Annotated in this window: 15 protein-coding genes; 7 read left to right on the forward strand and 8 right to left on the reverse strand. The window is 29.5% G+C overall.

The window, feature by feature from the left end:
• Nucleotide 1: 1 nt before the first annotated feature.
• Nucleotides 2–1231: an oligogalacturonate lyase family protein gene (locus BW723_RS07045; protein ID WP_068356904.1), complete on the reverse strand. Its 1230-nt coding sequence runs from the start codon at nt 1229–1231 to the stop codon at nt 2–4.
• Nucleotides 1232–1432: 201 nt separating this feature from the next.
• Between BW723_RS07045 and BW723_RS07050 the strand changes: the two genes are divergently transcribed.
• Genes BW723_RS07050 through rhaM form a run of 3 tightly spaced genes read left to right on the forward strand, consistent with a single transcriptional unit; the run spans nt 1433 to nt 5577 of the window.
• Nucleotides 1433–3838 carry a glycoside hydrolase family 31 protein gene (locus BW723_RS07050; RefSeq protein WP_068356901.1) on the forward strand — a complete coding sequence of 802 codons (2406 nt, stop codon included), beginning with the start codon at nt 1433–1435 and terminating at the stop codon, nt 3836–3838.
• Nucleotides 3839–3843: 5 nt separating this feature from the next.
• On the forward strand, nt 3844–5229 hold the full coding sequence (locus BW723_RS07055; protein WP_226789233.1) for a sulfatase family protein: 1386 nt from the start codon (nt 3844–3846) through the stop codon (nt 5227–5229).
• A 21-nt stretch (nt 5230–5250) separates the two neighbouring features.
• Nucleotides 5251–5577: an L-rhamnose mutarotase gene (gene rhaM / locus BW723_RS07060; protein ID WP_068356898.1), complete on the forward strand. Its 327-nt coding sequence runs from the start codon at nt 5251–5253 to the stop codon at nt 5575–5577.
• A gap of 74 nt (nt 5578–5651) precedes the next feature.
• On the opposite strand, the gene BW723_RS07065 is transcribed toward rhaM, so the two are convergent.
• A complete protein-coding gene (locus tag BW723_RS07065) occupies nt 5652–7292 on the reverse strand; it encodes a right-handed parallel beta-helix repeat-containing protein (protein WP_068356895.1) in 1641 nt (546 codons plus the stop codon).
• A gap of 165 nt (nt 7293–7457) precedes the next feature.
• On the opposite strand from BW723_RS07065, the gene BW723_RS07070 reads away from it, so the two are divergent.
• The 3 genes from BW723_RS07070 to BW723_RS07080 all read left to right on the forward strand — a co-directional run bounded on the left by BW723_RS07070 (nt 7458) and on the right by BW723_RS07080 (nt 13305).
• Nucleotides 7458–10547: a SusC/RagA family TonB-linked outer membrane protein gene (locus tag BW723_RS07070; RefSeq protein ID WP_068356892.1), complete on the forward strand. Its 3090-nt coding sequence runs from the start codon at nt 7458–7460 to the stop codon at nt 10545–10547.
• A gap of 15 nt (nt 10548–10562) precedes the next feature.
• Nucleotides 10563–12044, forward strand: a complete 1482-nt coding sequence (locus BW723_RS07075; RefSeq protein WP_068356889.1) for a RagB/SusD family nutrient uptake outer membrane protein — start codon at nt 10563–10565, stop codon at nt 12042–12044.
• Nucleotides 12045–12120: 76 nt separating this feature from the next.
• Nucleotides 12121–13305 carry a T9SS type A sorting domain-containing protein gene (locus BW723_RS07080; protein ID WP_068356885.1) on the forward strand — a complete coding sequence of 395 codons (1185 nt, stop codon included), beginning with the start codon at nt 12121–12123 and terminating at the stop codon, nt 13303–13305.
• Between the two features lie 359 nt (nt 13306–13664).
• On the opposite strand, the gene BW723_RS07085 is transcribed toward BW723_RS07080, so the two are convergent.
• From BW723_RS07085 to BW723_RS07095, 3 genes are read right to left on the reverse strand one after another with little or no spacing between them, the layout of a single operon-like run.
• Complete coding sequence (locus BW723_RS07085; protein ID WP_068356882.1) at nt 13665–15167, reverse strand: rhamnogalacturonan acetylesterase; 1503 nt, start codon at nt 15165–15167, stop codon at nt 13665–13667.
• 14 nt (nt 15168–15181) lie between these two features.
• Nucleotides 15182–18031 carry a glycoside hydrolase family 2 protein gene (locus BW723_RS07090; protein ID WP_068356879.1) on the reverse strand — a complete coding sequence of 950 codons (2850 nt, stop codon included), beginning with the start codon at nt 18029–18031 and terminating at the stop codon, nt 15182–15184.
• The gene (locus tag BW723_RS07095; RefSeq protein ID WP_083139560.1) at nt 18021–19328 is read right to left on the reverse strand and encodes a rhamnogalacturonan acetylesterase; all 1308 of its coding nucleotides are present in this window, start codon (nt 19326–19328) and stop codon (nt 18021–18023) included. The genes BW723_RS07090 and BW723_RS07095 overlap by 11 nt, the downstream gene beginning before the upstream one ends.
• Before the next feature lie 142 nt (nt 19329–19470).
• On the opposite strand from BW723_RS07095, the gene BW723_RS07100 reads away from it, so the two are divergent.
• A complete protein-coding gene (locus BW723_RS07100; protein ID WP_068356876.1) occupies nt 19471–20943 on the forward strand; it encodes a glycoside hydrolase family 28 protein in 1473 nt (490 codons plus the stop codon).
• A gap of 107 nt (nt 20944–21050) precedes the next feature.
• On the opposite strand, the gene thrC is transcribed toward BW723_RS07100, so the two are convergent.
• The 3 genes from thrC to thrA form a co-directional block, all read right to left on the reverse strand.
• On the reverse strand, nt 21051–22334 hold the full coding sequence (thrC, locus tag BW723_RS07105; protein WP_068356873.1) for a threonine synthase: 1284 nt from the start codon (nt 22332–22334) through the stop codon (nt 21051–21053).
• Between the two features lie 86 nt (nt 22335–22420).
• Nucleotides 22421–23341, reverse strand: coding sequence for a homoserine kinase (locus BW723_RS07110; RefSeq protein ID WP_068356870.1), 921 nt, complete (start codon nt 23339–23341; stop codon nt 22421–22423).
• A gap of 66 nt (nt 23342–23407) precedes the next feature.
• Nucleotides 23408–25846, reverse strand: a complete 2439-nt coding sequence (thrA, locus tag BW723_RS07115) for a bifunctional aspartate kinase/homoserine dehydrogenase I (RefSeq protein WP_068356865.1) — start codon at nt 25844–25846, stop codon at nt 23408–23410.
• Nucleotides 25847–25868 lie beyond the last annotated feature (22 nt).

The following is a 25868-nucleotide window of genomic DNA, read 5'->3' on the forward strand; positions in this document are numbered from 1 at the left end:
ATTATTGTTCTTTTTGAAGGTTTACCCTATATATCTGTGTAGATCCTTCAAAATTTGCTCTAAAAATTAGCTGTTTTCCATCTGGTGTAAAATGAATATTTGGTTCTAAATCATAATTGTGGTTTTTCATATTTACCAATTTAGTGGCAGCTAAACTATCATTTTTTGGTATAAAATGGTAAATCCATTTTGCATCTTTTGCTCTAGCTACCTGACTTTCATCTCCACCATCACCAGCAAAAGTTTTCATGTCTGGAGCTATATTATAATGGATAGACCATTCGTCTCTTTTTAATCCATATCTCGTTTCTTTACCAGTTTCTATATTTTTACCAGCTAAATAAAAGGTTACACTTCTTGGAACTTGTAAATCGTACCAGATGGTATTTCCATCAGGACTAAAAAATTCGTGACCTGCAATCTCTCTTTCTACTGTTCTCTTATGAATGAGTTTGTTTTCTTTTGTTTTGATATGTATATTCCAAATTCTGTCTACTTTATGCCAAGGCCCTTCATGACAATACATTAAGACATCTGGATTTGTTGGTGAAAATTGAATATGATTTAACCATGCATTCTCTGAGTAAATTTGTTCTAGTTTTTTTGAGTTAACATCTAAAATAACTAAGCTTCTTTCTAATTTAGCTTCGTAAATTTTATCAAAATAACCTGTTTTCTTAGGATTTTTTTTAAGAATTTCATTTTCTTCTTTAGTAATTAATGCACCTCCTAAAAGTTTTTCGTCTGCATTTAAACTAGTTATTGAGCCAATAACACTATCATGAAACTTATAAATAAACTCTGTTTTTTTAGTATCTAAATGAGTATAAAACACACTATCATTAATCATATAAAATACCTTTCTAGTTTTGGATCCTAAAATTTCACCTTTTTTTCTACCTTTCTTATATGTAACTTGTTCTATTTGATTTGTTCTTAAATTTACAGAGAAAAATTGATTTCCATCAGAAACACTTCCTGAAAAAATCATTAAATCGTCTTTGCCATCTAATGATTTATAAAAAGGATTATTATGAAAATAAAAACTTCTATTGTTACCTTCTCTTTTTACAATTTTTTCAATTTTATGATTTGTAGCTGCATCTATCCAAATATTAGCTAATGAACTTTCTTTACTTGTTTCTAAAACAGGAATCTTTTTGATAGTTTTAGTAGAGCAAGAAAATAATATAATAGTAAAAAGAAAAAGTACAAAATTATATATTTTCATTTAGTTTAAATTTAATTTAAATGCCTTAAAATTTTAAGGCAAAAATATGTTTATAGAATAAAAATCCTGTCCTGTGCTGTCCTGTCAAATTTAGAATTAAATGCTGTTTTGGTAGTATAAAATTGAAAATTCTGTCAGCATAGCACAGGATACAAACACTAATAATTTAAAATATTTTAGAGTTTTCAATTCAACTATTTTATGAAATTTTTTACAACTTTTTGCCTTATTATAATTTCTTCACTTACTCTTTCTCAGACAAAGTTTAATTCATTTAAAAAAATTATTTCTCAAAAAGAAAATGAAGTAAAAATACAAACAGAAAATACTACAGTTATTTTAGAGTTTTGCTCTTCATCAATTGTTAGAATTAGAACTGCTTGGGATGGTGAATTTGAGGAAAATGAACCTTGGATGGTTACGAAATATAATTGGCCAAACGTTAATTATCAATTAGAGAACAATGAAAATTCAGTACTAATTAGCACAACTAAAATTGATTTACATATTAATAAAAATCCTTTTAAAATTGAATTCTACGATAAAAAAGGAAAACTACTTACTTCAGATAATGAAAATGGAAGCATTAAAAATAATAAAAAAATAACTTCATATAAAAACTTGCAAGAAAACGAACATTTCTTTGGATTTGGAGAGCGAATGGATTTTTTAGATAGAAGAGGTAAAAAAGTAACATTAGATGTTGGTAGAGGAATTGGATTGCCCCACATTATAGGTGCTTACAACGTACTTGAAGCAAACTATAGCCCAGTTCCTTTTTTTATAAGTACTAATGGTTATGGTATTTTTTTTCATAACTCAAACCCAACTACTTTTGATATGGGGTATACTGCTAAAGAAACGTATTCATTTAGTGCAGAGGGTGGTGAGTTAGATTACTATTTTATGTATGGTCCCGATTTTTCAACAATTTTAGACCTATATACATCTATAACAGGTAAATCTCCGCTTTTACCAAAATTTGCTCTAGGCTTACAAGTAGGAACTTACAGTGGAGGAACTTGGGGACATGAAGAAAAAACATCTACAGAATATGTTGTAAATCTTGTTAAAAAATTTAGATCATCAAAAATCCCTTTAGATGTCTTACATCTAGATTCTACTTGGCGAATTTTTGGCGAAAATGGAGGCAAAGGAGCAACCTCTTTTGAATGGAGAGAAACATTTGATGATCCTGAAAAAATGTTTAAAGACTTATACGATTTAAATCTAAATATGGTTGGTATTCACCTAAGACCAAGATTTGATAATGGTAAAAATTTAAGGTTATTAGATGAGGCAAGAAAAAAAGGATTTGTATATCCTGAGAAAGATAATCCAGGTGAATTTGTAAATTTTTTTGATGAAAAAGCCGTGGATTGGTGGTTTGAAAATGGCGTAAAACTTGTGGCTAAACAAGGTGCTATGTTTTTAAAAACCGACGAAGGAAGTGCTTTTGGGAGAAAAGCAAATGAAAGTAACAAAACTGGTCCAAAAGGTGATAAAATTAAAACCTTACATAATATTTTTCCTTTAGCTTATGCAAAAGCAGCTTACGAAAAGTTTCAAGATTATAATGGAATAAGAGGAATGAACAACACACGCGAAGGTTTTGCAGGCATACAACGCTATCCTTTTATTTTTGCTGGAGACTGGCCAAGTGAGTGGCAGTATTTTGAACCTGTAATTAAAGCAGGTTTAAACATAGGACTTTCTGGTGTTAGCAATTGGGCACATTGCATGGGTGGTTTTGAGCATGTAGCAGATCCAGAATTGTATATCAGATGGACACAATTTGGTCTTTTAAGTCCAATAGCACATTTGTTTGGTATGGAACATCCTAATTATAAAGAACCTTGGAATTATGGAGAAGATGCCCTTAAAATATTTAAAAAATACGATGATTTAAGGTACAGTTTAATACCTTATTTGTATAGCCATTCTTATGAAAATCATATTTCAGGAGCTCCTTTAATGCGTGCATTGGTTTTAAATTATCAAAATGATGAAAACGTATACAATATTACAGACCAATACATGTTAGGAGAAAGTTTTTTAATTTGTCCGGTTACTAAAAAAGGAGCAAAAACAAGAGTTGTTTATTTACCAGAAGGAACTTGGACAGATTATTGGACAGGTAAAATTTATCAAGGCAAACAACACTACAGTGTTTTATGTCCATTAGATAAATTGCCTATTTTCATCAAAGAAGGTGCTATAATACCAACTCAAGAAACGCTTCAATATATTGGTGAAAAAGAAATTTCTAAGTTAACATTAGACATTTACCCAAACGCTTCAAATACGTTTACAATTTATAATGATGATGGTAAAACCCTACAATATAAAGAAGGGAATTACAATACTACTCTTCTCGAATCTGAAGTTCTAAAATCAGAAATAAAATTTAATATCCATAAAACTAAAGGTATTTATAAAGGAAAAAAAATAAATTATACTGCTAAATTTCATCTTGCTAAAAAGCCAAAAAAAGTTACCATTAATGGTAAAAATATTACACTTACTGATGTGTATAAAAATGGAGTGTTAGTAATTTCACCAAAAGAGTATAATGATACAGATATTTTAATTCAAATTAAAAAATAATAAGATTGAAATCAATAATAAAATCTAATTTTAAAAGAAACGGAATCATTTTTAAATTTTTAATTATTTTTTTATTTTTTTCTTCATGCAAAAAAGAAGGTTTAAAAAATAGCAATCCGAATATCTTAATCATTATTGCAGATGATGCAGGCTGGAATGATGTTGGTTATAATGGTTCAGAAATTAACACTCCAAATATTGATTTTTTAGCTAAAAACGGTGTTCAATTAAATCGTTTTTATGTGAATCCAACTTGTTCTCCTTCTCGTGTTTCTCTTTTAACAGGAATGCCAGCAAGCAGAATAGGAATTGTGGCTCCTATTAGTGGAAAAAGCAAAAAAACATTGCCAGATTCTATAGCAACATTAACCCAAGTTTTGCATAAAAAAAATTATCAAAACGCATTATTTGGTAAGTGGCATTTAGGTTTAGATATTTCAAATGGACCTAATGCTTTCGGGTTTGATTATTCCTACGGATTTTTACACGGGCAAATTGATCAATATACACACAAATATAAAAATGGAGATGAGAGTTGGTATAGAAATGATCTAATGCTTAAAGAAGAAGGTCATACTACAGATCTTGTTACTGAAGAAGCTATTGACTGGATTTCTAATAAAAGAGAGTCTTCAAAAAATTTCTATATGCAATTGGCATATAGCGCTCCTCATTTTCCTTTACAAGAAGAAGATAAGTGGAAAACCCCTTACTTAAATAATATTAAAAACGATTCTAGAAGAGATTTTGCTGCAGCAATGACTCATATGGATAACAGTATTGGTAAAGTATTAAAAATTTTAAAAGAACAAAATTTAGAAAAAAATACTATAATTATTTTTATGAGTGATAATGGAGCTATGAAAGATTGGTTTCCTAAAAATCAATATAATGGAGATCATGGCCCTAATGATGTTTTAGGAAGTAATTACCCATTAAAAGAATGGAAAGCCTCTAATTACGAAGGTGCTATTAGAGTTCCTGCAATTGTGTATTGGAAAAACCATTTAAACCCAGAAATAAACAATAACTATATTTCTATTTCTGACATAATGCCTACAATTTTAAATTTAATTAATGCTAAAATACCAAAAGATGTAGAAGGTGTTGATGTTTGGAAAACCATTAAAAATGCAAATTTTAAAACAACACATGATATTTATGTAAGAGGTCATAAACAGGAAAGTTTAATTCATAATTCTTATAAAATTATTAGAAAAAGACAAAAAGATGGTTCAAAAGCCAATTATGAACTTTACAATTTAGATAAAGATCCTGAAGAAAAAAATAATATTATTAATAAGGATAGTATTAAAACAAAAGAGATGATGCTTTTATTAGAAAATCAATTTTCTAAAGATGATAAAACTGTAAATAAGGAATTAGGGTAATATGTTTAAACCAATTTAAAGATGGAAAATGATTTTGTTAGAAATGCTTTTAAAATGAAACTTAAACCAGGTTTTGAAAATGAATATAAATTACGACATGATAAAATCTGGCCAGAATTAAAAAACTTATTATCAGAAAGTGGTATTAAAGATTACAGTATTTTTTTAGATAAAGAAACTCTAACGCTTTTTGCTGTTCAAAAAATAAGTAAAGATTTTAACTTTTCTTACTTACCCAGTCATCCTTTAGTAAAAAAATGGTGGGCTTATATGGCTGATATTATGGAAACAAACACAGGTAATTCTCCTATTGAAATGCCTTTAACAGAAGTTTTTTATCTTTCTTAAATATGTCTTAGTTGTGTAAAAAAGCTAAAAAAAGACACTTTTTATAGTGTCTTTTTTTGTTGCTTTAAAGAAATTTATTCAATTGAAACTATTTTAGTTTTTCTTTTATTATTAGAATTTTTTAAAACTAAAATATAATTTCCATTTTTTAAATTACCTCTTTGTAAAATTATTGAATTTTCTCCTTTTAGGTATTTTTTCGATGGTAATTCTAAAACTTTAACTCCTAAAATAGTATATAAAGTTAAAGTAACTGATTCGTTTTCTATAGTTGTAAAAACAATTTTTGTTTCGTTTTTAAAAGGATTTGGGTAATTCATAAATTTTGAATTAGTCGAAAAGCTTTCTGTACTTAATGCCTGACCTGATTCAAAAGCACCTAAATCTGGTGCAGACCCATTGTATGTAAATCCGTTATCATAACCAGCATCAATTAAATCGCTAGAAGGAGATAATTTTAAAAAATTAATATCTGGTAAGCTTCCATCAGGTTTTCTTGCTGTTATTAATTCGTTAACATCTGTACTTAAAAAGTCGGAAGAATTTACAGTAACAGGTAGATCAAAATAGTTATTGTTTAAAGTACATCTTGGTTTATCAATATTTGTTAATTCTGCTGTAGTAGCGCCAAACCCAAGGTTGTTTACCAAAACATGATTCCAACCATCTACATCTGTTGCAAAATCTGTAGAATTTAGTGCTTTACAATTAAGCATATTATAATTTCTCTTATTTAAATAAGCTGTGTTGTTATACCAATTATTACCTTCTAAATGATGATTTGCATAAAAACCACTTTGTTTGTTGCCAACAGCTACAGAAAACTGAACTGTATTTCTAGGAATTGGCGCATAACGATCCAATAACGTATAAAAAGGAGTCCCTCCTTTTCCATAACCCCCAATTTTAAAACCATTTCCATCTCCACGACTAACTAAATTATTTAGAGTTCCAGTATTTGAGGAATAACCATTATAAAAAGCCCAACAATTATCTATTAAAACAGGTTCTCCTGAGTTTATAGTATCAAAACCGTCATCACTATTTAACCATGCTCTACAACCTCTAAATATATTTCCTTTATCTCCATTTCTAACGTGTGCTCCAAAACCATCAACATTTCCTCCTGTTCCGTTTTGCGAAATAGGGTCATAATTTCTGTAAGCATCACAATTTAATATAAGATTGTTGCTACCTCTTATTATATAAACACCAATAGCCATATTATCATACATATTTACATTTTCAATGGTATTATTGCTGCCACCATTTATTTCAAAGCATTCAGACTGTGTATTTCCTTCTGTAATAGTAACTTGTACTCCTGTAATATCTATACCTTTAATATGAATATTATCTCCAGTTATATAAAAAGCAAATACACGCTTATTTGCAGGTTTTATATTCTTGTAATTAAAAACGGGTCTTTCATTTTGGTAGGCAAAATAATTAATACCATCTTTATTTAATTCAGTAACATAAGCCCAAATGCTATTATATCTAGCTATTTGATCTTCTCTCATATTATATGAGCCTCCTCTTATATAAACAGTATCTCCTGAAGTTGCTAGTTCCTGAGCCTGCTGAATTGTTTCAAGTGGACTAGAAATACTTCCGTTATTCGAGTTATTACCATTAGGAGAAACATAAAAATCTGTACACCAACAAAAAGTATTTTGTAAAACAAACAACAAAAAAAATAATTTAATTTTCATAAAATTCAAAATTTAAATTAAAAATACTCTTATGTAAATAGTTTTCTATCCTGTTCTTTCCTGTAGTAATCATTTGCAATTTTTATAGCAGTATAGCACAGGATAGTAGAAGTGTTTTATAGAATTATATTTGTGTAATCGATTACTTAAACTACTTAACATTAAATGAAAAATAGAAAATTATTACTTATAGTCCTTTTTAACTTCTATGCTTTTATTACTTTTTCTCAAATAACGATAAAAGGAAAAGTGGTTTCTGCAGAAGATAACCAGCCTTTGCCAGGTGCCACAATTATGGTAAAAGGAACTAAACTGGGAACATATACAGGGTTTGATGGCGCTTTTACTCTAAACATAACCAAAGAAGCTAAAACTATTATTGTTTCTTATTTAGGTTTTATTACTCAAGAGATAAATATAAATGGCTCTGATTATATTAATTGTTCGTTAGCTGTTGATTCAAGTCAATTAGAAGAAGTTGTTATAATAGGTTACGGTTCTGCTAAGAAAAATACAGTTACAGGTGCTGTTTCTTCAATAAATAGTGAGGCAATTGAAAACAGACCTGTAACAAGGGTAGAACAAGCGCTTTCTGGGCAATTGGCAGGAGTTTCTGTTAGAGCAACTTCTGGAGATTTAGGTGCTCCAATACAAGTTTCTGTTAGAGGTGGAACCTCTATAAGTGCAGGTACAGAACCATTATACGTTATAGATGGTTTCCCTGCAGATGATATAGTTGACCTTGCGCCTAGCGATATAGAAACCATTAGTGTTTTGAAAGATGCTTCTCAGGCAGCTATCTATGGATCTAGAGGTGCTAATGGTGTTGTAATTATTACAACGAAGCGAGGTCAATTGGGTAAAACTAAATTTAAAGTAGATGTTTATTCTGGTATACAAACACTTGAAAGAAGAATCGATCTCTTAGATGCTGAGGAGTGGATAGATATTAATAGGGAAGTAAAAAATAAAGCTTGGGTTAATCTTGGGGTTAGTAGAGGTTTAGATTATAGAGAAACAGATAGCTATGACTTTCGTTTAAGTGAACTTGGAGGATCTCTAAACACAAATTATATGTCTGATCCAAGATGGGAAACAGGAATTGGTTTAGAATATATTGATTGGCAGGATGCTCTTTTCAGGGCAGCAGAAATACATGAACAAAAAATATCTGCTACTGGCGGTTCAGATAAAGTTAAATTTTACGTGTCAGGTACATTACTAAATCAAGAAGGAATTGTAAAATATACTGATTTAAACAGATTTAATTTAAGAGCTAATTTTAATATAAAATTAAATGATAAGCTATCCTTAGTTTTAAACTTATCACCAACAGTACAGAAAAATAATGGAGGTAGGGTAACAGGTAAAGATGCACAAGTTCATTATGCACTTCAAATGTCGCCTATTACAGAATCTGGTGTAGGTATAAATACAGGTTTTTACCCAAATCAAACATATCAATGGGCTGGTTCAACAACAAGTCCTGTTGCATATATGAGAGAATTATTTCAACAAGAAAAGCTTTTAACGATAAGGTCTAATGTTTCTTTAAAATATAAATTTAATGAGAATTTTGATACTAGTATAGATGGCTCATATTATGGTGCTTCAAAAAGTTTTCATCGATACATACCAACAAGTATAACAAATAGAAATACTAATGATCCAGAAGGATCTAGAAGTGATGCTCGCTTTGATTCAAGAAGAGATAGCAAATATGTTGTACAAGGTATTATTAATTATAACCAGAGTTTTGGAAAGCATGATATAGGTACTACAATAGGTGGTGCATTAGAATCTAGATGGTTAGATAGATCATACCAAAGTCACAATCAAATAGTCAATGATGTTTTGGTTACATTTAATGAAACAACTTCAAATGTTAGAAATAGTTTTTATCAATTTTCTGAAGATAGATTACTATCCTATTTTGGTAGAGTTAATTATAGCTATGATAATAAGTATTTATTCTCTGGAAGTATAAGAGCAGATGGATCTTCTAGATTTGGTAAAAATAATTTTTGGGGTACTTTTCCTTCATTTTCTTTAGGTTGGAGAATAGATAAAGAAAACTTTATGTCTAATCTAGATGCTATTAGCATGTTTAAATTAAGGTATGGTTTTGGAGAAACAGGTAATAATAGTATTCCTTGGTATAGAGCTTTCGGGAATATAGCAACATCTAATTATTCTTTTAATAATAATTTGGCTTTTGGTAATGCTGTAGGTAGTATAGAGAATACAGATTTAGGTTGGGAAAAAACTATATCTCATAATTTTGGTTTAAATATGGGGTTTTTAAGAAATAGATTTTCTGTTTCTTTTGATTATTACGATAAGAAAACGTCTGGAATGTTATTAAATGTTCCTGTAGCTTTAACAACAGGTTTTTCAAGTGGTTTTGCTAATATCGGAGATATGAGAAATACTGGTTTTGAGGTAGAACTTAATACCAAAAACATTAGCAATGATAATTTTAAATGGAGTACTAATTTAAATTTTTCTCATAACAAAAATGAAATTGAATCTCTTGGACCAGATAATACACCTATTCCAACAGGTTTTCAAAATAGAACACAAATACATAAAGTAGGCTCTCCAGCATTTTCTTATTATATGTACGATGCAATTGGAGTTTATCAAAATCAAGCAGATGTAGATAATTCACCATCAAGAACAAATACTATACCTGGAGATGTAAAATACAGAGATGTAAATAATGATGGAGTTATTAATGAAGATGATATCACTATTGTAGGTAATCCAAATCCAGATTTTTACTGGGGTATAACCAATACTTTTAGTTATAAAATTTTTGATTTATCAATTTTATTACAAGGGCAACAAGGAGGAGAAGTTTACGGTCTTTTAGGAAGAGCAATCGATAATCCTTCAGGAGCTGTTTTACATAACAGACCTTCTCATTGGCAAAACAGATGGAGATCAGAAACAGACACAGGAGATGGTGTAACACCAAGAATAGATGGAACCACTTCTGGTTTATATGATTCTAGATGGTTGTATGATGCCACCTATTGGAAAGTTAAAAACATTACACTTTCTGCTACTTTACCTAAAACATTATTTAAAGGAATAGATGGTTTAAAAATATACTTCTCAGCTGACAACCTATTTATGCAAGATAATTATGCTATTGGGTTTTCTCCAGAAGCTTTAAATACTAATGGAGGAGATTATGGAGGCTATCCTTTAGCTTCTACTTACACACTTGGTTTAAACTTACAGTTTTAATAAAAATCGAATACAATGAAGAATATAAAGTATATAATAATCATAATTGCAAGTGTTTTTGCTTCTTGTAGTGAAGATTATTTAGAATTAAAAAATCCAAATGCTATTGATAGTACTCAATTTTTTCAAGATGAGGATGACTTAGAATCTGCAGTTATTGGAATCTATTCAGAATTAAGAGCATTTCCAGAAATTTTTAATATCAACTTAAGTGAAGTTAGATCTAATAATATATCATTTGGTATTTCTAATGCTCAAAGAGATCCAGTAGATATTTCTAGATTTAACGTAACCCAAGTAATGAATACTATAGAAGACGCTTGGCAATCTGGTTATTCTGTAGTTGCAAGAGCCAATAAAGTTTTAGAGGTAATAGAAGAGCTACAATTAGATAATGAAGAGTTAAATACTAAAAGTGAAGGTGAAGCTAGGTTTTTAAGAGCTTATGCTCATTTTAATTTAGCAAAAGTTTTTCGTAGAATTCCTATAGTAAAAGAAACACTTTCTCCAGATGAAGGCGCTCAATTAGGTCAATCAGAATTAGAAGAAGTCTATAAATTTATAGAAGAAGACTTATTAATTGCCGTAGAAAAATTAGCTGAAAACTACCCAGATGAAGCTGGAAGAGCAACAAAAGGTGCTGCACAAGCTTTACTAGGAGAATTATATTTAACTTGGGGTAGCTTTCCAACAAAAGATACCAGTAAGTTAGATTTAGCAATATCGCTTTTTGAAAACTTAATTTTAAAAAAGGGTACTCCTGCCTTTAATTGGTCAAATAATTACTCTGAATTATTTAAATCTGAAAATGATAATACATACTCCATTTTTGAAGTTCAATATATTTCTGGTGCTGCTGGTATTGGTGCAGTTTTTCCATCGCTATTCTTATCAAGTAATTTTTTAGAATTTCCTTTTAGTGGAGGTGTGCCACAAATTAGACCAAGTGAAAACTTAATAGACTCCTTTAACAAGCAAGACGATTTACGATATGAAGCAAGTGTTGATACTATTTATACAAATAATTTCTTTTTGCAACAACAAGATAATTATATAAAAAAATGGTTTCAAAAAGATAAAATATCTAGTATGTTGAGTAGATTAGATTGGCCACATAACTATCCAATTATTAGACCTGCTAGTATATATCTAATGCAAGCAGAAGCTTTAAACTTAAAAAACAACGGACCTAATGCGCAAGCAGTTAATAGTTTAAATGAATTGCGAAAGAGAGCAGGTTTAAATGATATTAATATAGGAGCAACCAAAGAAGAGTTTTTAGAAGCACTTAAACAAGAATATAGAAGTGAATTTGTTGGAGAGGGTTTGTATTGGCATTTTTTAGTTAGATCTGAGATGGCAGTGAGCGAAATGAACACTTGGTTTGCAAGTATTAATGAAAATATTACAGTTACTGAGGATAAATTGATATATCCAATTCCTTTTTCTCAAATGAATATTAAACAAGGTCTATACCAACAAAACCCTGGATACTAAGAAAAAGCAAGATGGTATTTTCTAAAAATCATCTTGCTTTAAAATCATTTTTTTAACTAAATTAATAATTAACATCATGAAAAAACATTACATTATCTTTTTTTTAGCAATGCTACCTTTAATAGCATTATCACAGACAATTAATACAGTTCAAGACAACTTAGGAGTTGTTTTTAATGCAGAGTACACAACTAGAGCAACACCAACTGGGGTTACCTTAACTGTTAGTATAACCGAAAATGCAGGGGCATTATCTGATATAGCTGAAGTTTACATTTATAGATCATATGGAGACAATAGAGTTAATGGTAGAACAAGAATAGCCAAAGTAATTACCACTGGATTTACAGGAACTGTTGTTTTTCAAGACGATTCTCAAGTTTGGACAGAAGATACTAATTCATCTACAGGTTATACTGGAGATGGAGCTTTTGAAGTGGGTGTACCAACATCATATTCTATAAAAGTTATTATGAATGATGGTACTGATTTTAATTCTTCTAGAGCTATACCTACAGTTTATATAGAAAATGAAACTTCTCCTACAAGGGTTGTGCAAGACGTTATTAATGATGATATGAGTTTGTTAACACGAGTATATGAAAATGAAGCAAACGAAACTGCACTTTTAGTAATTGGTTTAGCTCCAAGTACAAACTACCCAACAGATCCTTATCAATTATTTGTTGATGCAATTAAAGCAAAAACTGGAGATGATACTATAAATTGGGCAAGTTATCCTTGTTTTATAAGTGAAGTACTATATAACGAAGTTTCAGCTTTAGCAGGAAGAGCAAAAGATACTCCTGGCTCTAGAGTATTTTGGAGTAACAAAGGTGTAGTTTATCATTTGGTAAAGAAAGGTGATATAAAACCAGATGATATTGATGCTACTGGTATGACTCATGTTTCTTTTAAAATAGGTCGTCCAAACAGTTCACAACCAGCTAATGGATTTGATTATAATAGCTTAGTTTCTGTACCTATTCAAATAACAAGTGCAACAGCTGGTGTTAATGATGAATTTTTATCTGATTTATCTGTATATCCAAATCCATCAAATGGAACAGTATATATAAAAGGAGATAAATTAATTGAAGAAATAAAAGTGTTTAACATTATTGGTAAATCTATTTTTGCTCAAAAAAACATTAATAATACGAGTACAGTTGTAGATTTTAAAAATAAAACTTCAGGAATTTACTTTGCTAAAATAAAAACTGAAGTTGGTACAACAACCAGAAAGATTATCATAAAATAAATTTTAATTAATTAAAATTGAAATCGCCTAAAACTAATTTTTAGGCGATTTTTTTTGAGTCAATTTTTTGTTTTTATAAAAACAATTAAGAGGTTAAATTAAATTTCTTAACACTAATTTTGAGTATAGTCATCAAATAAGCACAGCTAATACAAAGATTATTTAAAGTATGAAGAATAATAAAATCTATATTCTAGCTGCTCTAAATAACTGTAATGCAGAAAAAAAACTCTTGTAGTCTAGATGTATTTTAAATAAATAGAAAATAAATAATATTATTTTAGCAAAAGCAGTTTAAATTATTTTTCAAAGCTAAAAACCTTAAATAGCCTTTAAAAAGGTAATCCATTTAAGTACACTTAATCTAAATATATAACACCCCTTAAACCAATCTCTTTAGATTTTTTTAAAATTTCTGCAATTGTTTTAGCTGTAAATGTAGCTCCATTTAAACCAGTATGTGTGTGGTCTTTTGGAAAAAAATCTTTTACTTTTTCTTTTCCTAGTTCTTGATATTTTTTAGCAACAGAATCGCTTACATCAATATAAATCGTTTTTTCTTTCTCTGCTACTTCTTTTGCCCATTTTACATAAGTCTCTTTGCGTTGTTCAACAGTTCCATTAGGCCATTCATTTCTTGGAGTTAAGCTTAAAACTACGGGCAAAGCACCAGATTTTTTTGTATCCTGTATCATTTTTGTTAAATACCAGCCAAAAGTATGTACAGTTTCAACAATAGAATCTCTTTGTACTTGTAGTGTTTCATTTCCAATACCTTGTAAAGAGCCTCTAAATTTGGTTTTATCAATATTGCCAGCATCATTATGTCCAAATTGTATAAAAACAATATCTCCTTCTTTAAAATCTTTTTTGGCATTATTCCACAAACCTTCATAGATAAATGTTCTAGTGCTCCTGCCACCTCTAGCTTTATTTATAACATTTACCTGCATAGTATCACAAAATTCAGGAAATGGAACACCCCAACCTACGGCATTTTCGTTTCCATTATTTGCCATTGTTGAATCTCCGATCAAGAAAATATTTTGCTTTTTAGGTAACGATATATCAACATCATCTAAAAAATATTTATTTATAGAATTGTTTAATTTTTTTAATTCATTTACAATTATTTGTGATGCCATAGCAGCACCTTTTGCAGAGGTGTGCGTATGATCTCGTTTATAGAAGTACGTGCCTGTAACTTTACTTTCTCCAAAACTTTCTAATTCTGTAGACATTTTATCATTTAAATTGATAAAAGTAACATCATTTCTATCTGCAATTTGCTTTGCCCATAGTCCGTAAGAAGTATTGTTTCTAGGAATTTTTCCGTTTTTCCAAACATTTCTAGGAATTGGAGACATTATAACAGGAATAGCACCTTTTGATTTAGCATCTTTTACAATTTTTTCTATATACCAACCATAGGTGTGCACAATTTCATGAACACCTGTAATCAAGTTATCTATTTCTTCTGTTTCGTTTCCAATACCTTTAATGGTTCCTCTAGCTCTAATTGTATCGTTTACAGCACTATTATCATTATGTCCAAATTGTATTAAAACGTAATCTCCTTTTTTTAATTTATTATACACATTATCCCACAACCCCAAGGCTTGATATGTTCTGCTACTTGTGCCACCTAAAGCATGATTTTCTATAGAAACTTTTGTAGTGTCTAAAAACTGCTCTAAAAAATCTCCCCAACCCCAAAGACCTCCATAACCATCTCCTTTACCATTTTTTACAGTAGAATCTCCAACAGTGTAAAAAATTGGTTTTTGATTATTATTACTATTATCACAACTTATAATTGATATTATAATATTAAAAAATAATAAAATTTGTAGTTTTTTCATTCTATAATATTGAGTTAGTTATTTCTAAAATCGAACCATAAAGTCATTGGTATTCCATCATCTCCCTTTTTTATTCTAATATTTGTAGGCTGACTTTCTGGTCCTTGATGTTCTATAGGTTTAAAAGCTCTCATTGCTGGTATTTCATACATAAATGAAATATTACCTGTAGGAAATTTTGGTTGCGGGAATGTTTTAGAAATTGAGTTTTTAGGTAAATCAGGCGTAAATAACCTAAAAAATAAATGATCGTTTTCACTAAAAAATTTATAATTTCCTGTTTCTGTTTTAAGATTACCTGCAATAAAATTAGCATGATATCCTTTAAACTCTGGGTATACTAAATTCTCAAAACTTTCTCCAGTTATTGTCTTATTATAACTCTTTTCCCAAAGTCCAAATTCTGTTCCTGGAATTCTATTTTTCCATACACGATAAGGGCCATTTCCTAACCATTTAAATGATGTTACACCTTCTTCTGGAAAATCGAATGTTACACCAAATTTATTTATTTGTCCTTCAAAAAAAGCTCCGTCAAAACCATTTGTTCTACCTGCATTTTTTAATAAGATTAGCTTTAATTTTAAACGTCCATCATTAAATAATGTCCATTTTGCATGATCAATTCCTCCAGAATAGTTAAAAGTACAAACTACAGAATCTTTAAATTCTTCGGTTTTAAAATTTAGTACTTTAGCTTTCATTCCAATAGGCTTAGGTCCATTTTTAAAAGGAATATTACCTTTTTTATTTTTAATGTTTGTTATAAGGCCTGTTAAAACATCTAGCGAAACAGAAACACTGTTACTGTTTAAAATAACCTTTGAGCCCGGTTTTAAAATACTAACTTTATTGTTAGTCTTGTTAAAAGAAAAAAGTTTTTTGGTAAAATATTTAGCCTCATGAATGGGCCAAGTCCAGGTATAAATTTCTCTATTAAATTTATCATAGGCCTTGATTTCTAACCAATCTCCTTCAAAAAAGTTAGTAGGTAAATCAAATTTAATTTTTCTTGTTTCGCCAGGTTCAATATTTATACTTTTTATACTTTTTGATGCAATACTTTTTGATTTATTGTGGGTATATAAAACCGAATTATCAGTCTTTAAAACTCTATATTCAAATTTACATTCGCTTAAATTGGTAAAAAGATATTCGTTGCTAATTAAAAAAGAACCATCAAAAGTTGAGGTAACTTTTTTAGGTTTAAACTGAATTGGAGACCAAATTTCTTTTACAGCAAAAAAGCTTCCTTCTTTTTCTCTATGTGGCCCTAAAACGCCATCTGGAGCTAAGTTGCCTTTAGAATCATACTTTTTTTCTCCTTTCCAATCTGTTCTTAAAACAGCTTCGTCTAACATCGTCCAAATAAATGCTCCAGCAAAAAGCGGACTTTTTTTGTATCGATTCCAAAAGTCTTCTAAACCAGCACCAATTCCATTATCGTAAGTTCCATGCATAAATTCTGTAGGAAAAAAAACATTTTCTCCATTATTAAAACGATGCATACCAGTTAAATAAGTAGGGTAATGATGTGTGTCCCAACCATTAAAATCTGCCCAAGGATGTATTACAATTCTTTTTTGAGGGTCATATTGATGAAAAACTGCATCATTTTCTTCATTCCATCCCCCTTCATTTCCATGATCCCAGATAATAACAGAAGGATGATTTACATCTCTTTGAACAGTTTCTTTTATTAACTTTTTTCCTGTTTTTGTATCATATCCATTTTGCCAACCTGCAAGTTCATTTAAAACTAACAAACCTAAAGAATCACAAACTTCTAAAAAATGTTTATCTACTGGGTAATGAAAACGAACAGCATTAATATTCATGTCTTTTAATAAATTAACATCTAGAATACTAATAGATTTATCTGTACTTCTTCCTGATTCTGGCCAAATACTATGTCTACTTATTCCTTTCATAATAATCTTTTTATCATTCAGATAAATGCCATCTTTTTTAAGAAACTTTAGGGTTCTAAAACCTATTTTAGTTGAGTACGTATGAATAGTTTTACCATTATTTTTTAATGATAAGTTTAAGGTATACATATTGGGGTTTTCAGGATCCCAAGTGTTTACATCTTTCCACTTCGTTGATATCTTTTGGAAATTTTTATCTACTTTTAATTTTATCGTTTTTGTTTCATGTTTTTTATCATCATTAACAGGAACAATCGTTGCTTCAATAGTTGGGTTTTTAGGTATGTTTTCAAAATTGATATCTGCGCTTAAAGAACCATCCATTTTAGCATTTACAGCTATATGCTTTATAAAAGATTTAGGAGAAATTTCTAACCAAACAGGTCTGTAAATACCTCCAAATAACCACCAATCTGTTTTACGTTCTGCTGCATTTACAGATTTATTACTAGAATGTTTTGCAACATGAACTTCTAAAAGATTTATTTTATCAAAATTTACTAAAGAAGTAATATCATATTTAAATTCATAAAAACCACCCTGATGAATTTCGCCTGCAGATTTACCATTAATTTTTACTTGTGTATCTGTCATAGCACCACCAAAAACAATAGTAATATTTTTGTCTTTATAGTCTTTGGGTACTTTAAATTGATATTTGTAAAAACCTTCTTCTTTACTTGGTTCTTTTTGATTTAATTCTTTGTACCACCTACCATAAGTATATTCTCCAAAACCTTGCAATTCCCAGTTAGAAGGTATGTTTATAGTTGTCCATTTTTTACTATTCATACCATTAGTACACATAAAATCCCATTGTACAGGGTTTTTAAAATCTTTACCAGATAAATATATTATTTCTGTTTTTTGAGATAATACTGTTATAGAAAAAAACAAAGTAATAAAAATGATTAAATATCTTTTAATTTCCATCTGGTTTTGTATTTTCAAATTTTGCACTAATTGGTAATGTCCAGTTTTTAAAATTGTGTGGATCATTTTCATTGTAGTATTTTATGTCTTTTTTTAGTAATTTAGAAATAGGTAAGTTTAAATTTTTAATTGTTTGAACTATAGAAATTGCAATTTCATTTGCACCAAAACTATTAAAGTGGGTATTGTCTTTTAGTTCTGTTGTTTGTCCTGGAAAAGTATTTGCGGCATAATGTACAAATGCATTTTTAGAATTTTCTATACCCCAAGTTTCATACATTTTTGTGGTTATTTTTGTTACATCAATCAAATAAACATCTAAGTCTTCAGCAACTTTTCTCATAGCATCAGGAAATTCTCCATGAGTTGGTTTTAATTTTCCATTGTTGTAAAAAAGTCTTCTTTGTGTTGGTGTGCATAAAATAGGTATTCCACCTTTTTGTCTAATTTTTGTAACAAATTCTTTTAGTAAATTCATATATAAACCCCAAGCACCATTTCCTTCTCCTTTAATTTTTTCATCATTATGACCAAATTCAATAAAAACAAAATCATCTTTTCTAAGAGAATATAATATTTTTTCGAAACGATTTCTATTTTTAAAAGAACCTAACGAAGCACCTGAAGATGCATAATTTGCTACTACTACATTACTGTTTACATAATTTGTAAAAAACTGACCCCAAGATGCCCAAGGCTCTAAATCTTGATCTGCTACTGTAGAATCTCCTGCTAAAAAAATGGTTTTGGCATTGTTAACAGGTGTTATTTTAATATTTTTTATTGCAAAATTTCCTAGAAATTCTAAGGTTAATTTGTTATCCCAATTAAGGTGTAGAAGTTCTCTCTTTTTTAGCTTAATTTTTTGATGATCATTAATTTTTGATGATCTTACATTTACCGTAAAACTTTTAGTGAATTCTTTGTTTGCATCAACAAATAATTGATTTACCATGAGTCTTCTAGATTCTGCTTTTATTGTTGATAATGATGCTTTACTACCTCCAAAAGTAATGTCAATTTGGTAATTACCTTCGGGTAATTTTATAGAAAAATATACGTTTTCTTCTCCATATAAGTTAGTTCCATTAAATTGTGCATTATCACCAGTATTAAAATCAAACCCATAACCTAAATTATTAGAATAAATTATTGAATTTTGAATATTAGTATGTGTTGATTGTGAATTGCTTTTATCAAAATTAAAAGTTATGGCATTGTTTTGAGCAACACCTAAAAACTGATACATACCTATTAAAATAAATACTATATTTTTAAAAAAAATCTTTGTTATCATATTTTACTAAAGTAAAATCAAGCTAATAAAATGCTATCCTGTACTATGATGGTTTTATATTTTTACATAAAAAACCCGTAAGCACAGGACACTTTTTTTAAAAACTAAAAGTACTTTTATTTTTAAATAACTTTGTTTTTTTATGAAAAATTTAAACTTAATTTTAGTTGCTTTACTAATTATTTCTTGTGGTCGAGAAAAAAAATCAAGAAATATTACCTTTAAACCAGATTGGATAAACCAAGTAGGCTCGCAAGATATTTCTGTAAAAAGTAAGACTTATTTTGTAAATGATTTTGGGGCAAAAGGAGATGAAAAAACATTGAACACAGATGCTATTCAACAAGCAATTAATGAATGTTCTAAAAATGGAGGAGGGATTGTTACTTTTAAGCCAGGTGTTTATTTAACGGGTTCTATCTTTATTAAAAGTAATATTAAATTTATTATTCCTAAAGGAACTGAGATTAAAGGAAGTGAAAATATAAAAGATTATAAAGAAATAGATACAAGAATTGCTGGTATAGAAATGGAATGGCCTGCAGCTTTAATAAATATTAGAAATCAAAAAAATGTTTCTCTAGAAGGTGAAGGAATTATTGATGGACAAGGAAAAGTACATTGGGATTATTATTGGGATTTACGAAAAAATGACTACGAACCAAGAGGCTTACGATGGATTGTAGACTACGATGCAAAAAGACCAAGAACTGTTTTAGTATCTAATTCTAAAAATATTTTTGTTAAAGATTTAAACATTAAAAGAGCAGGTTTTTGGACGGTACAAATATTATATTCAGAGTATATAACAGTTGATGGTTTATTAATTCAAAACAATATTGGAGGTCATGGGCCTAGTACTGATGGTATTGATATTGATTCTTCTAAATGGATTTTAGTCCAGAATTGTGATATTGATTGTAATGATGATAATTTCTGTTTAAAAGCAGGAAGAGATTGGGATGGCCAACGTGTAAACAAATCAACAGAATATGTAGTTATTAAAGATTGTATTGCAAGGCAAGGTGCAGGTCTTTTTACTTTAGGAAGCGAGACTTCTGGGAGTATACGTCATGTATATGTTTCTAATATTAAGGGTTTAGGTACTAAAAATGGATTAAATATTAAATCTGCAACCAATAGAGGAGGAACAGTAGAAGATATTTATATGGAAAACATTCAGATGGATACTGTAAGAACCTTTATAGAAGTTTCGATGAATTGGAATCCAAATTATAGTTACTCTAAATTACCAAAAGAGTTTAACCCTGATTCAATTCCAGTTCATTGGAAAAAGATGCTAAAAAAGGTAGAACCAGAAAAAGGAATACCGACTTTTAAAAATATTACCATAAATAATGTTAACGTCAAAGGTGCTAAAAAAGCCATTAATGTAAACGGTATGGAAAAATCAATTATAAAAAATTTTACTTTAAATGATGTTTCTATATCTGCAGAAACAGCTGGTAGCATTAATTACAGCGAAAATTGGACATTAAATAATGTGAAAATTATTACAAAAGATAGTACAAAGGTAGTTTTGAAAAACACATCAAAAATTAATTTTAATGATGATGTTTATTCAAAAAAAGACGGTTCAAAAATTAAAAATTAGATTTTCTAACAGTATCTACTTGCAATTAACTTATATCTTTATTTATCATTTTGAGTAATCACTTTAAATATTGATATAAGTTAATTGCAAGTGTTTAAATATTAAAATTATTTCATTAAATATGCTTTCAAATCTTCATAAGAAGCAGCTTTAATAGCCACTTTTTTATTGTCAATTACTTTTTTAATTTGCTCCGGAATTTCAACTTTTACAGGTAACGTTTCTTCTACAACATCTAAAAATTTAACAGGATGCGCAGTTTCTAAAAATACACCAAACTCGTTTTCTTTTAATCCGTGTTTTTTTAAACCTAAGTAACCAACTGCTCCATGAGGGTCTGCAATATAACCCGAATTTTCATAGATCTTTTTCATTGTGGCACGAGTTTCATCATCAGTAAAACTATATGATGAAAAAGCACTTTTTAAAGTTTCTAAATCATTATTAAACAATTCTCTAATTCTAATAAAGTTACTTGGGTTACCAACATCCATAGCATTAGAAATTGTTGCTTTCGATGGTTTTGGTGTGTAAACTCCGTCTTCTAAATAATTAGGTACAGTGTCATTTACGTTTGTTGATGCAACAAAATGTTTAATGGGTAAACCTAATTTTTGCGCCATAATTCCTGCACAAATATTACCGAAATTTCCACTTGGTACAGAAAAAACAAGATCTTTATGTTGTTTGTGTAATTCTTTATAAGCAAAGAAAAAGTAAAACATTTGTGGCAACCAACGTGCAACATTTATAGAGTTTGCAGAGGTTAAGGTTCTTGAAATTTCTTCATCTAAAAAAGCAGTTTTTACCATATCTTGGCAATCATCAAAAACACCATCTACTTCTAAAGCTGTAATATTTTGTCCTAAAGTAGTTAACTGTTTTTCTTGAATATCGCTTACTTTTCCTGAAGGATATAAAATAACGACATTAACACCTTTTGCACCTAAAAAACCATTGGCAACAGCACCACCTGTATCGCCTGAAGTGGCAACTAAAACAGTAACTTCATCACGATTATCTCTATTAAAATACTCCAAGCATTTTGCCATAAATTTTGCACCAACATCTTTAAAAGCCATTGTTGGTCCGTGAAATAATTCTAAGGTTGCAATGTTATCATCTACCTTAACTACAGGAAAATCAAAAGAAACAGTTTCTGCAATAATTTCTTTTAAAATATCTGTTGGTATTTCATTACCTACAAATTGTTTGATAACTTCAAAAGCAATTTCGTGATTGGAATAATCAGAAATATTATCGATAAAATCTTTTGATAAAGGTGTAATGTTTTCTGGAAAATAGATTCCTCTATCTTTTGCTAAACCTTCTACAACAGCGTTTTTAAAAGTTGTATTTGGTGATTTATGGTGTAAACTGTAATAGTTCATTTTATTTTTTGCTTTATGCCTTAAGCTTTATGCAATAGGCAGAGTTTACAAATTGCTTTAAACATATTGCCTAAAGCATATTGCTTTTAAATTATTTTTATTCCTACAGGATTTACTTTGGATGCGTAAAGTTCAAAATCAATTCCTTTATCTCTGTAACTTTTTTCGATGGCATTATAAACTTCTTTCTGAATTTCATCACCTTTACAAAGTGCAAAAATTGTGGGTCCAGAACCAGAAATTCCTGCGCCCAAAGCTCCTGCTTCTATAGCAGCATTCTTTACTTCATCAAAATAAGGAATTAACTTTTTACGATAAGGTTCTACAATAATATCTACTAAAGAATTACTGATTAAATTATAGTTATTAGAGTGTAAGCCAGAAATTAATCCACCAACATTTGCCCATTGTGTAACTGCATCTTTTAAAAGAATTTCTTTTGGTAAAACTTCTCTAGCGTCTTTGGTTTTAATTTCTATCTGCGGATGAATGGCTACCAATCTTAATTCATTGGGTACAGGCAATTTTATGATTTCTAATGGCTCGTAACTTCTAATTAATACAAAACCACCGTAAATTGCAGCTGCAACATTATCTGCAATTGCGCTTCCGCAAGCAACTTCTTCTCCAAACATTGCAAATTTTGTGAGTTCTAATTCAGAATAGATATTGCCTAATAATTGATTTGCGCCAAAAGCAGCACCAGCAGCACTTGCAGCAGAACTACCCAATCCACTTCCAGGAGAAAAACCTTTATGAATAGTAAGTTGTACGCCAAAATCTGCATTTGCTTCTAACAATATTTTTTGAACCACAGCGCTTGCAGCATTTTTATCAACATCATAAGTTAAATCTGCACCTGTTATATTCGTTATCTCTACCCCTAAATTTGGTGATTTGGTAAATGTCATTTCATCACCAATAGCATCTACAGCAAAACCTAAAGAATCATAACCACAAGAAACGTTGGCTACTGTTGCAGGAGAAAATATTTTTAAATAATCCATTTTTTTTAGTTTGGAGTAAATAGTTTTCAAGTATCAGTTAATTACTGTTTACTGAACACTGCTTACTTATTTATTTGCAATTCTAATTATATCAGCAAAAATACCAGAAGCAGTAACGTCTGCACCTGCACCTGCACCTTTTATAATTAAAGGATTTTCTGGGTATCTGTCTGTAAAAAATAACACAATATTATCACTACCTTCTAAATTGTAAAAAGGATGATCTGCAGGTATGTGTTGTAAACCAACATTTGCTTTTCCGTCTACAAATTCTGCTACATATTTTAAACGACAATCTTTGTCATTGGCTTGTTTAAATATGTCTTGAAAATGATTTTCGTGCTTTGTTAAAGCAGCATAAAAATCATCATTGTTTGTTGTGTTTAAGGCTTCTTCTGGTAAAAAAGCATTCTTTTTAATGTCTTCTAACTCCATTTTAAAACTACTTTCTCTAGCAAGAATTAAAATTTTTCTAGCAACATCTACACCACTTAAATCAATTTTTGGATCTGGTTCAGTGTAGCCTTCTTTTTGAGCTTGAGCAACAACATTATGAAATGTTGAACTTTGATCAAAATTATTAAAAACAAAGTTTAAACTACCAGATAAAACTGCTTGAATTTTATGAATTCGATCACCAGAATTCACTAAGTTTTTTAATGTGTCTATAATTGGTAAACCTGCACCAACATTCGTTTCGAATAAGAATGAAGCATTGTATTTTTTTGATACTTCTTTTAATTTTTTATAATTATAAAAACTAGAAGCACAAGCAATTTTATTACAAGTTACTACAGAAATACTGTCTTTTAAATATTTTTCATACACCTCAGAAACTGCTTGGTTTGCTGTATTATCAACAAAAACACTATTTCTATGATTAGCTTCTTTTACTTTTATGTAAAAATTATCTAAGCTTGTTGGCTCTCCGTTTTCTAATAAATCTTTCCAGTTTTCTAGATTAATTCCAGCATCATCAAAAACCATTTTTCTAGAATTCGAAATACCAATAACTCTAATATTTAGTTTTAAGTTTTCTATTAAGAATTTTTTTTGCTGATGTAATTGTGCTAAAAAGCGCTCGCCAACATTACCAACTCCAGTTACAAATAAGTTTAACTGTTTGGTTCTTTCTTCAAAAAATTGTTCGTGTAAAGTATTTAATGCCTTTTTAGCATCATATTTATTAATAACTGCAGAGATATTTTTTTCTGATGAACCTTGGGCAATTGCTCTAACATTTACATTATTTCTACCTAAAGCACTAAACATTTGTCCGCTTAAACCTTGGTAGTTTTTCATACTTTCGCCAACTACAGCAATAATTGCCAAATCATTTTCTACAATAATTGGTTTTATCTTTTTTCTATAAATTTCTATACTAAAAGTTTCGTCTAAAATAGTTTTTGCTTTTTCTGCATCAGCATCATAAACACCTACACAAATAGAATGTTCTGATGAGGCTTGCGTAATAAAAACTACATTAATTTTAGCTACAGAAAGTGCTTCGAATAAACGTTTAGAAAAACCAGGAATACCAATCATTCCTCCACCTTCTAAGGTAATTAAACTAATATCTTCTATATGCGAAATTCCTTTTACTTCATTTCCATTTTCAGGATCGTTAGAAATTAAAGTTCCGAAGTTTTCAGGATCGAAAGTGTTTTTAATTCTAATCGGAATTTCTTTACGTAAAGCTGGTTGAATTGTTGGCGGATACAAAACTTTTGCTCCAAAATGAGACAATTCCATTGCTTCTTCGTAAGAGATTTCTGCAATAGGATACGCTTGTTTTACAATTCTAGGATTTGCAGTAAACATACCACTTACATCTGTCCAGATTTGTAATTCATCAGCATTTAAAGCAGCAGCATAAATAGCAGCAGAAAAATCAGAACCACCCCTACCTAAAGTTGTAGTTTCTTCTGCTGTATTCGAAGAAATAAATCCGCCTAATACTGTAATTTTATGTTGGTTGTCGTGAAAAAATATTGCAATATTTTTATTAGTAACTTCAAAATTTACTTGCGCATTTAAATACTCATCATTAGTAATAATTAAATCTCTACTTTCTTTATGAGTTGCGTCTAAAGTTTCTTTTGCAGCTTTTGCAATAATGTAAGACGATAATCTTTCTCCAAAACTAGAAACTTTTGCCAATGTTTTGTTGGATAATTCTTGAAGTAAGAAAATACCTTCGTAAATAGAAATTAAACGATCAAATAGATACGTGATTTCTTCAGTAACTTCTTTTTTATTTTTGATAATTAAATCATCAATTACTCTAAAATGCAATTCTTTAATTAACTCTAAAATTTCTTTTGCAGCTGTAATATCTTCTAAAGCTTCATTAGCACCTGCTAAAAGTTTATCTGTTGTTTTACCAAATGCAGATACTATAACTGCTACTTTTTGTTCTTCTGATGTTTTAGCAATAATGCTTAAAACTTGTTTTATTTTTTCTGAATTGGCTACTGAAGAGCCTCCGAATTTTAATACTTTCATCTTAAATTGATAAATAGTTTGT

The organism is Polaribacter reichenbachii (assembly GCF_001975665.1).
GTDB classification, from domain to species: domain Bacteria; phylum Bacteroidota; class Bacteroidia; order Flavobacteriales; family Flavobacteriaceae; genus Polaribacter; species Polaribacter reichenbachii.

What these genes read in the sequence shown, in the direction of transcription:
- BW723_RS07070 (WP_068356892.1), top strand. Translation starts at nt 7,458, where the DNA reads ATGAAAAATAGAAAATTATTACTTATAGTCCTTTTTAACTTCTATGCT.
- BW723_RS07090 (WP_068356879.1), bottom strand. Translation starts at nt 18,031, where the DNA reads ATGGAAATTAAAAGATATTTAATCATTTTTATTACTTTGTTTTTTTCT.
- BW723_RS07095 (WP_083139560.1), bottom strand. Translation starts at nt 19,328, where the DNA reads ATGATAACAAAGATTTTTTTTAAAAATATAGTATTTATTTTAATAGGT.
- BW723_RS07050 (WP_068356901.1), top strand. Translation starts at nt 1,433, where the DNA reads ATGAAATTTTTTACAACTTTTTGCCTTATTATAATTTCTTCACTTACT.
- BW723_RS07045 (WP_068356904.1), bottom strand. Translation starts at nt 1,231, where the DNA reads ATGAAAATATATAATTTTGTACTTTTTCTTTTTACTATTATATTATTT.
- BW723_RS07085 (WP_068356882.1), bottom strand. Translation starts at nt 15,167, where the DNA reads ATGAAAAAACTACAAATTTTATTATTTTTTAATATTATAATATCAATT.
- BW723_RS07075 (WP_068356889.1), top strand. Translation starts at nt 10,563, where the DNA reads ATGAAGAATATAAAGTATATAATAATCATAATTGCAAGTGTTTTTGCT.
- thrC (WP_068356873.1), bottom strand. Translation starts at nt 22,334, where the DNA reads ATGAACTATTACAGTTTACACCATAAATCACCAAATACAACTTTTAAA.
- BW723_RS07080 (WP_068356885.1), top strand. Translation starts at nt 12,121, where the DNA reads ATGAAAAAACATTACATTATCTTTTTTTTAGCAATGCTACCTTTAATA.
- rhaM (WP_068356898.1), top strand. Translation starts at nt 5,251, where the DNA reads ATGGAAAATGATTTTGTTAGAAATGCTTTTAAAATGAAACTTAAACCA.
- BW723_RS07110 (WP_068356870.1), bottom strand. Translation starts at nt 23,341, where the DNA reads ATGGATTATTTAAAAATATTTTCTCCTGCAACAGTAGCCAACGTTTCT.
- thrA (WP_068356865.1), bottom strand. Translation starts at nt 25,846, where the DNA reads ATGAAAGTATTAAAATTCGGAGGCTCTTCAGTAGCCAATTCAGAAAAA.
- BW723_RS07065 (WP_068356895.1), bottom strand. Translation starts at nt 7,292, where the DNA reads ATGAAAATTAAATTATTTTTTTTGTTGTTTGTTTTACAAAATACTTTT.
- BW723_RS07100 (WP_068356876.1), top strand. Translation starts at nt 19,471, where the DNA reads ATGAAAAATTTAAACTTAATTTTAGTTGCTTTACTAATTATTTCTTGT.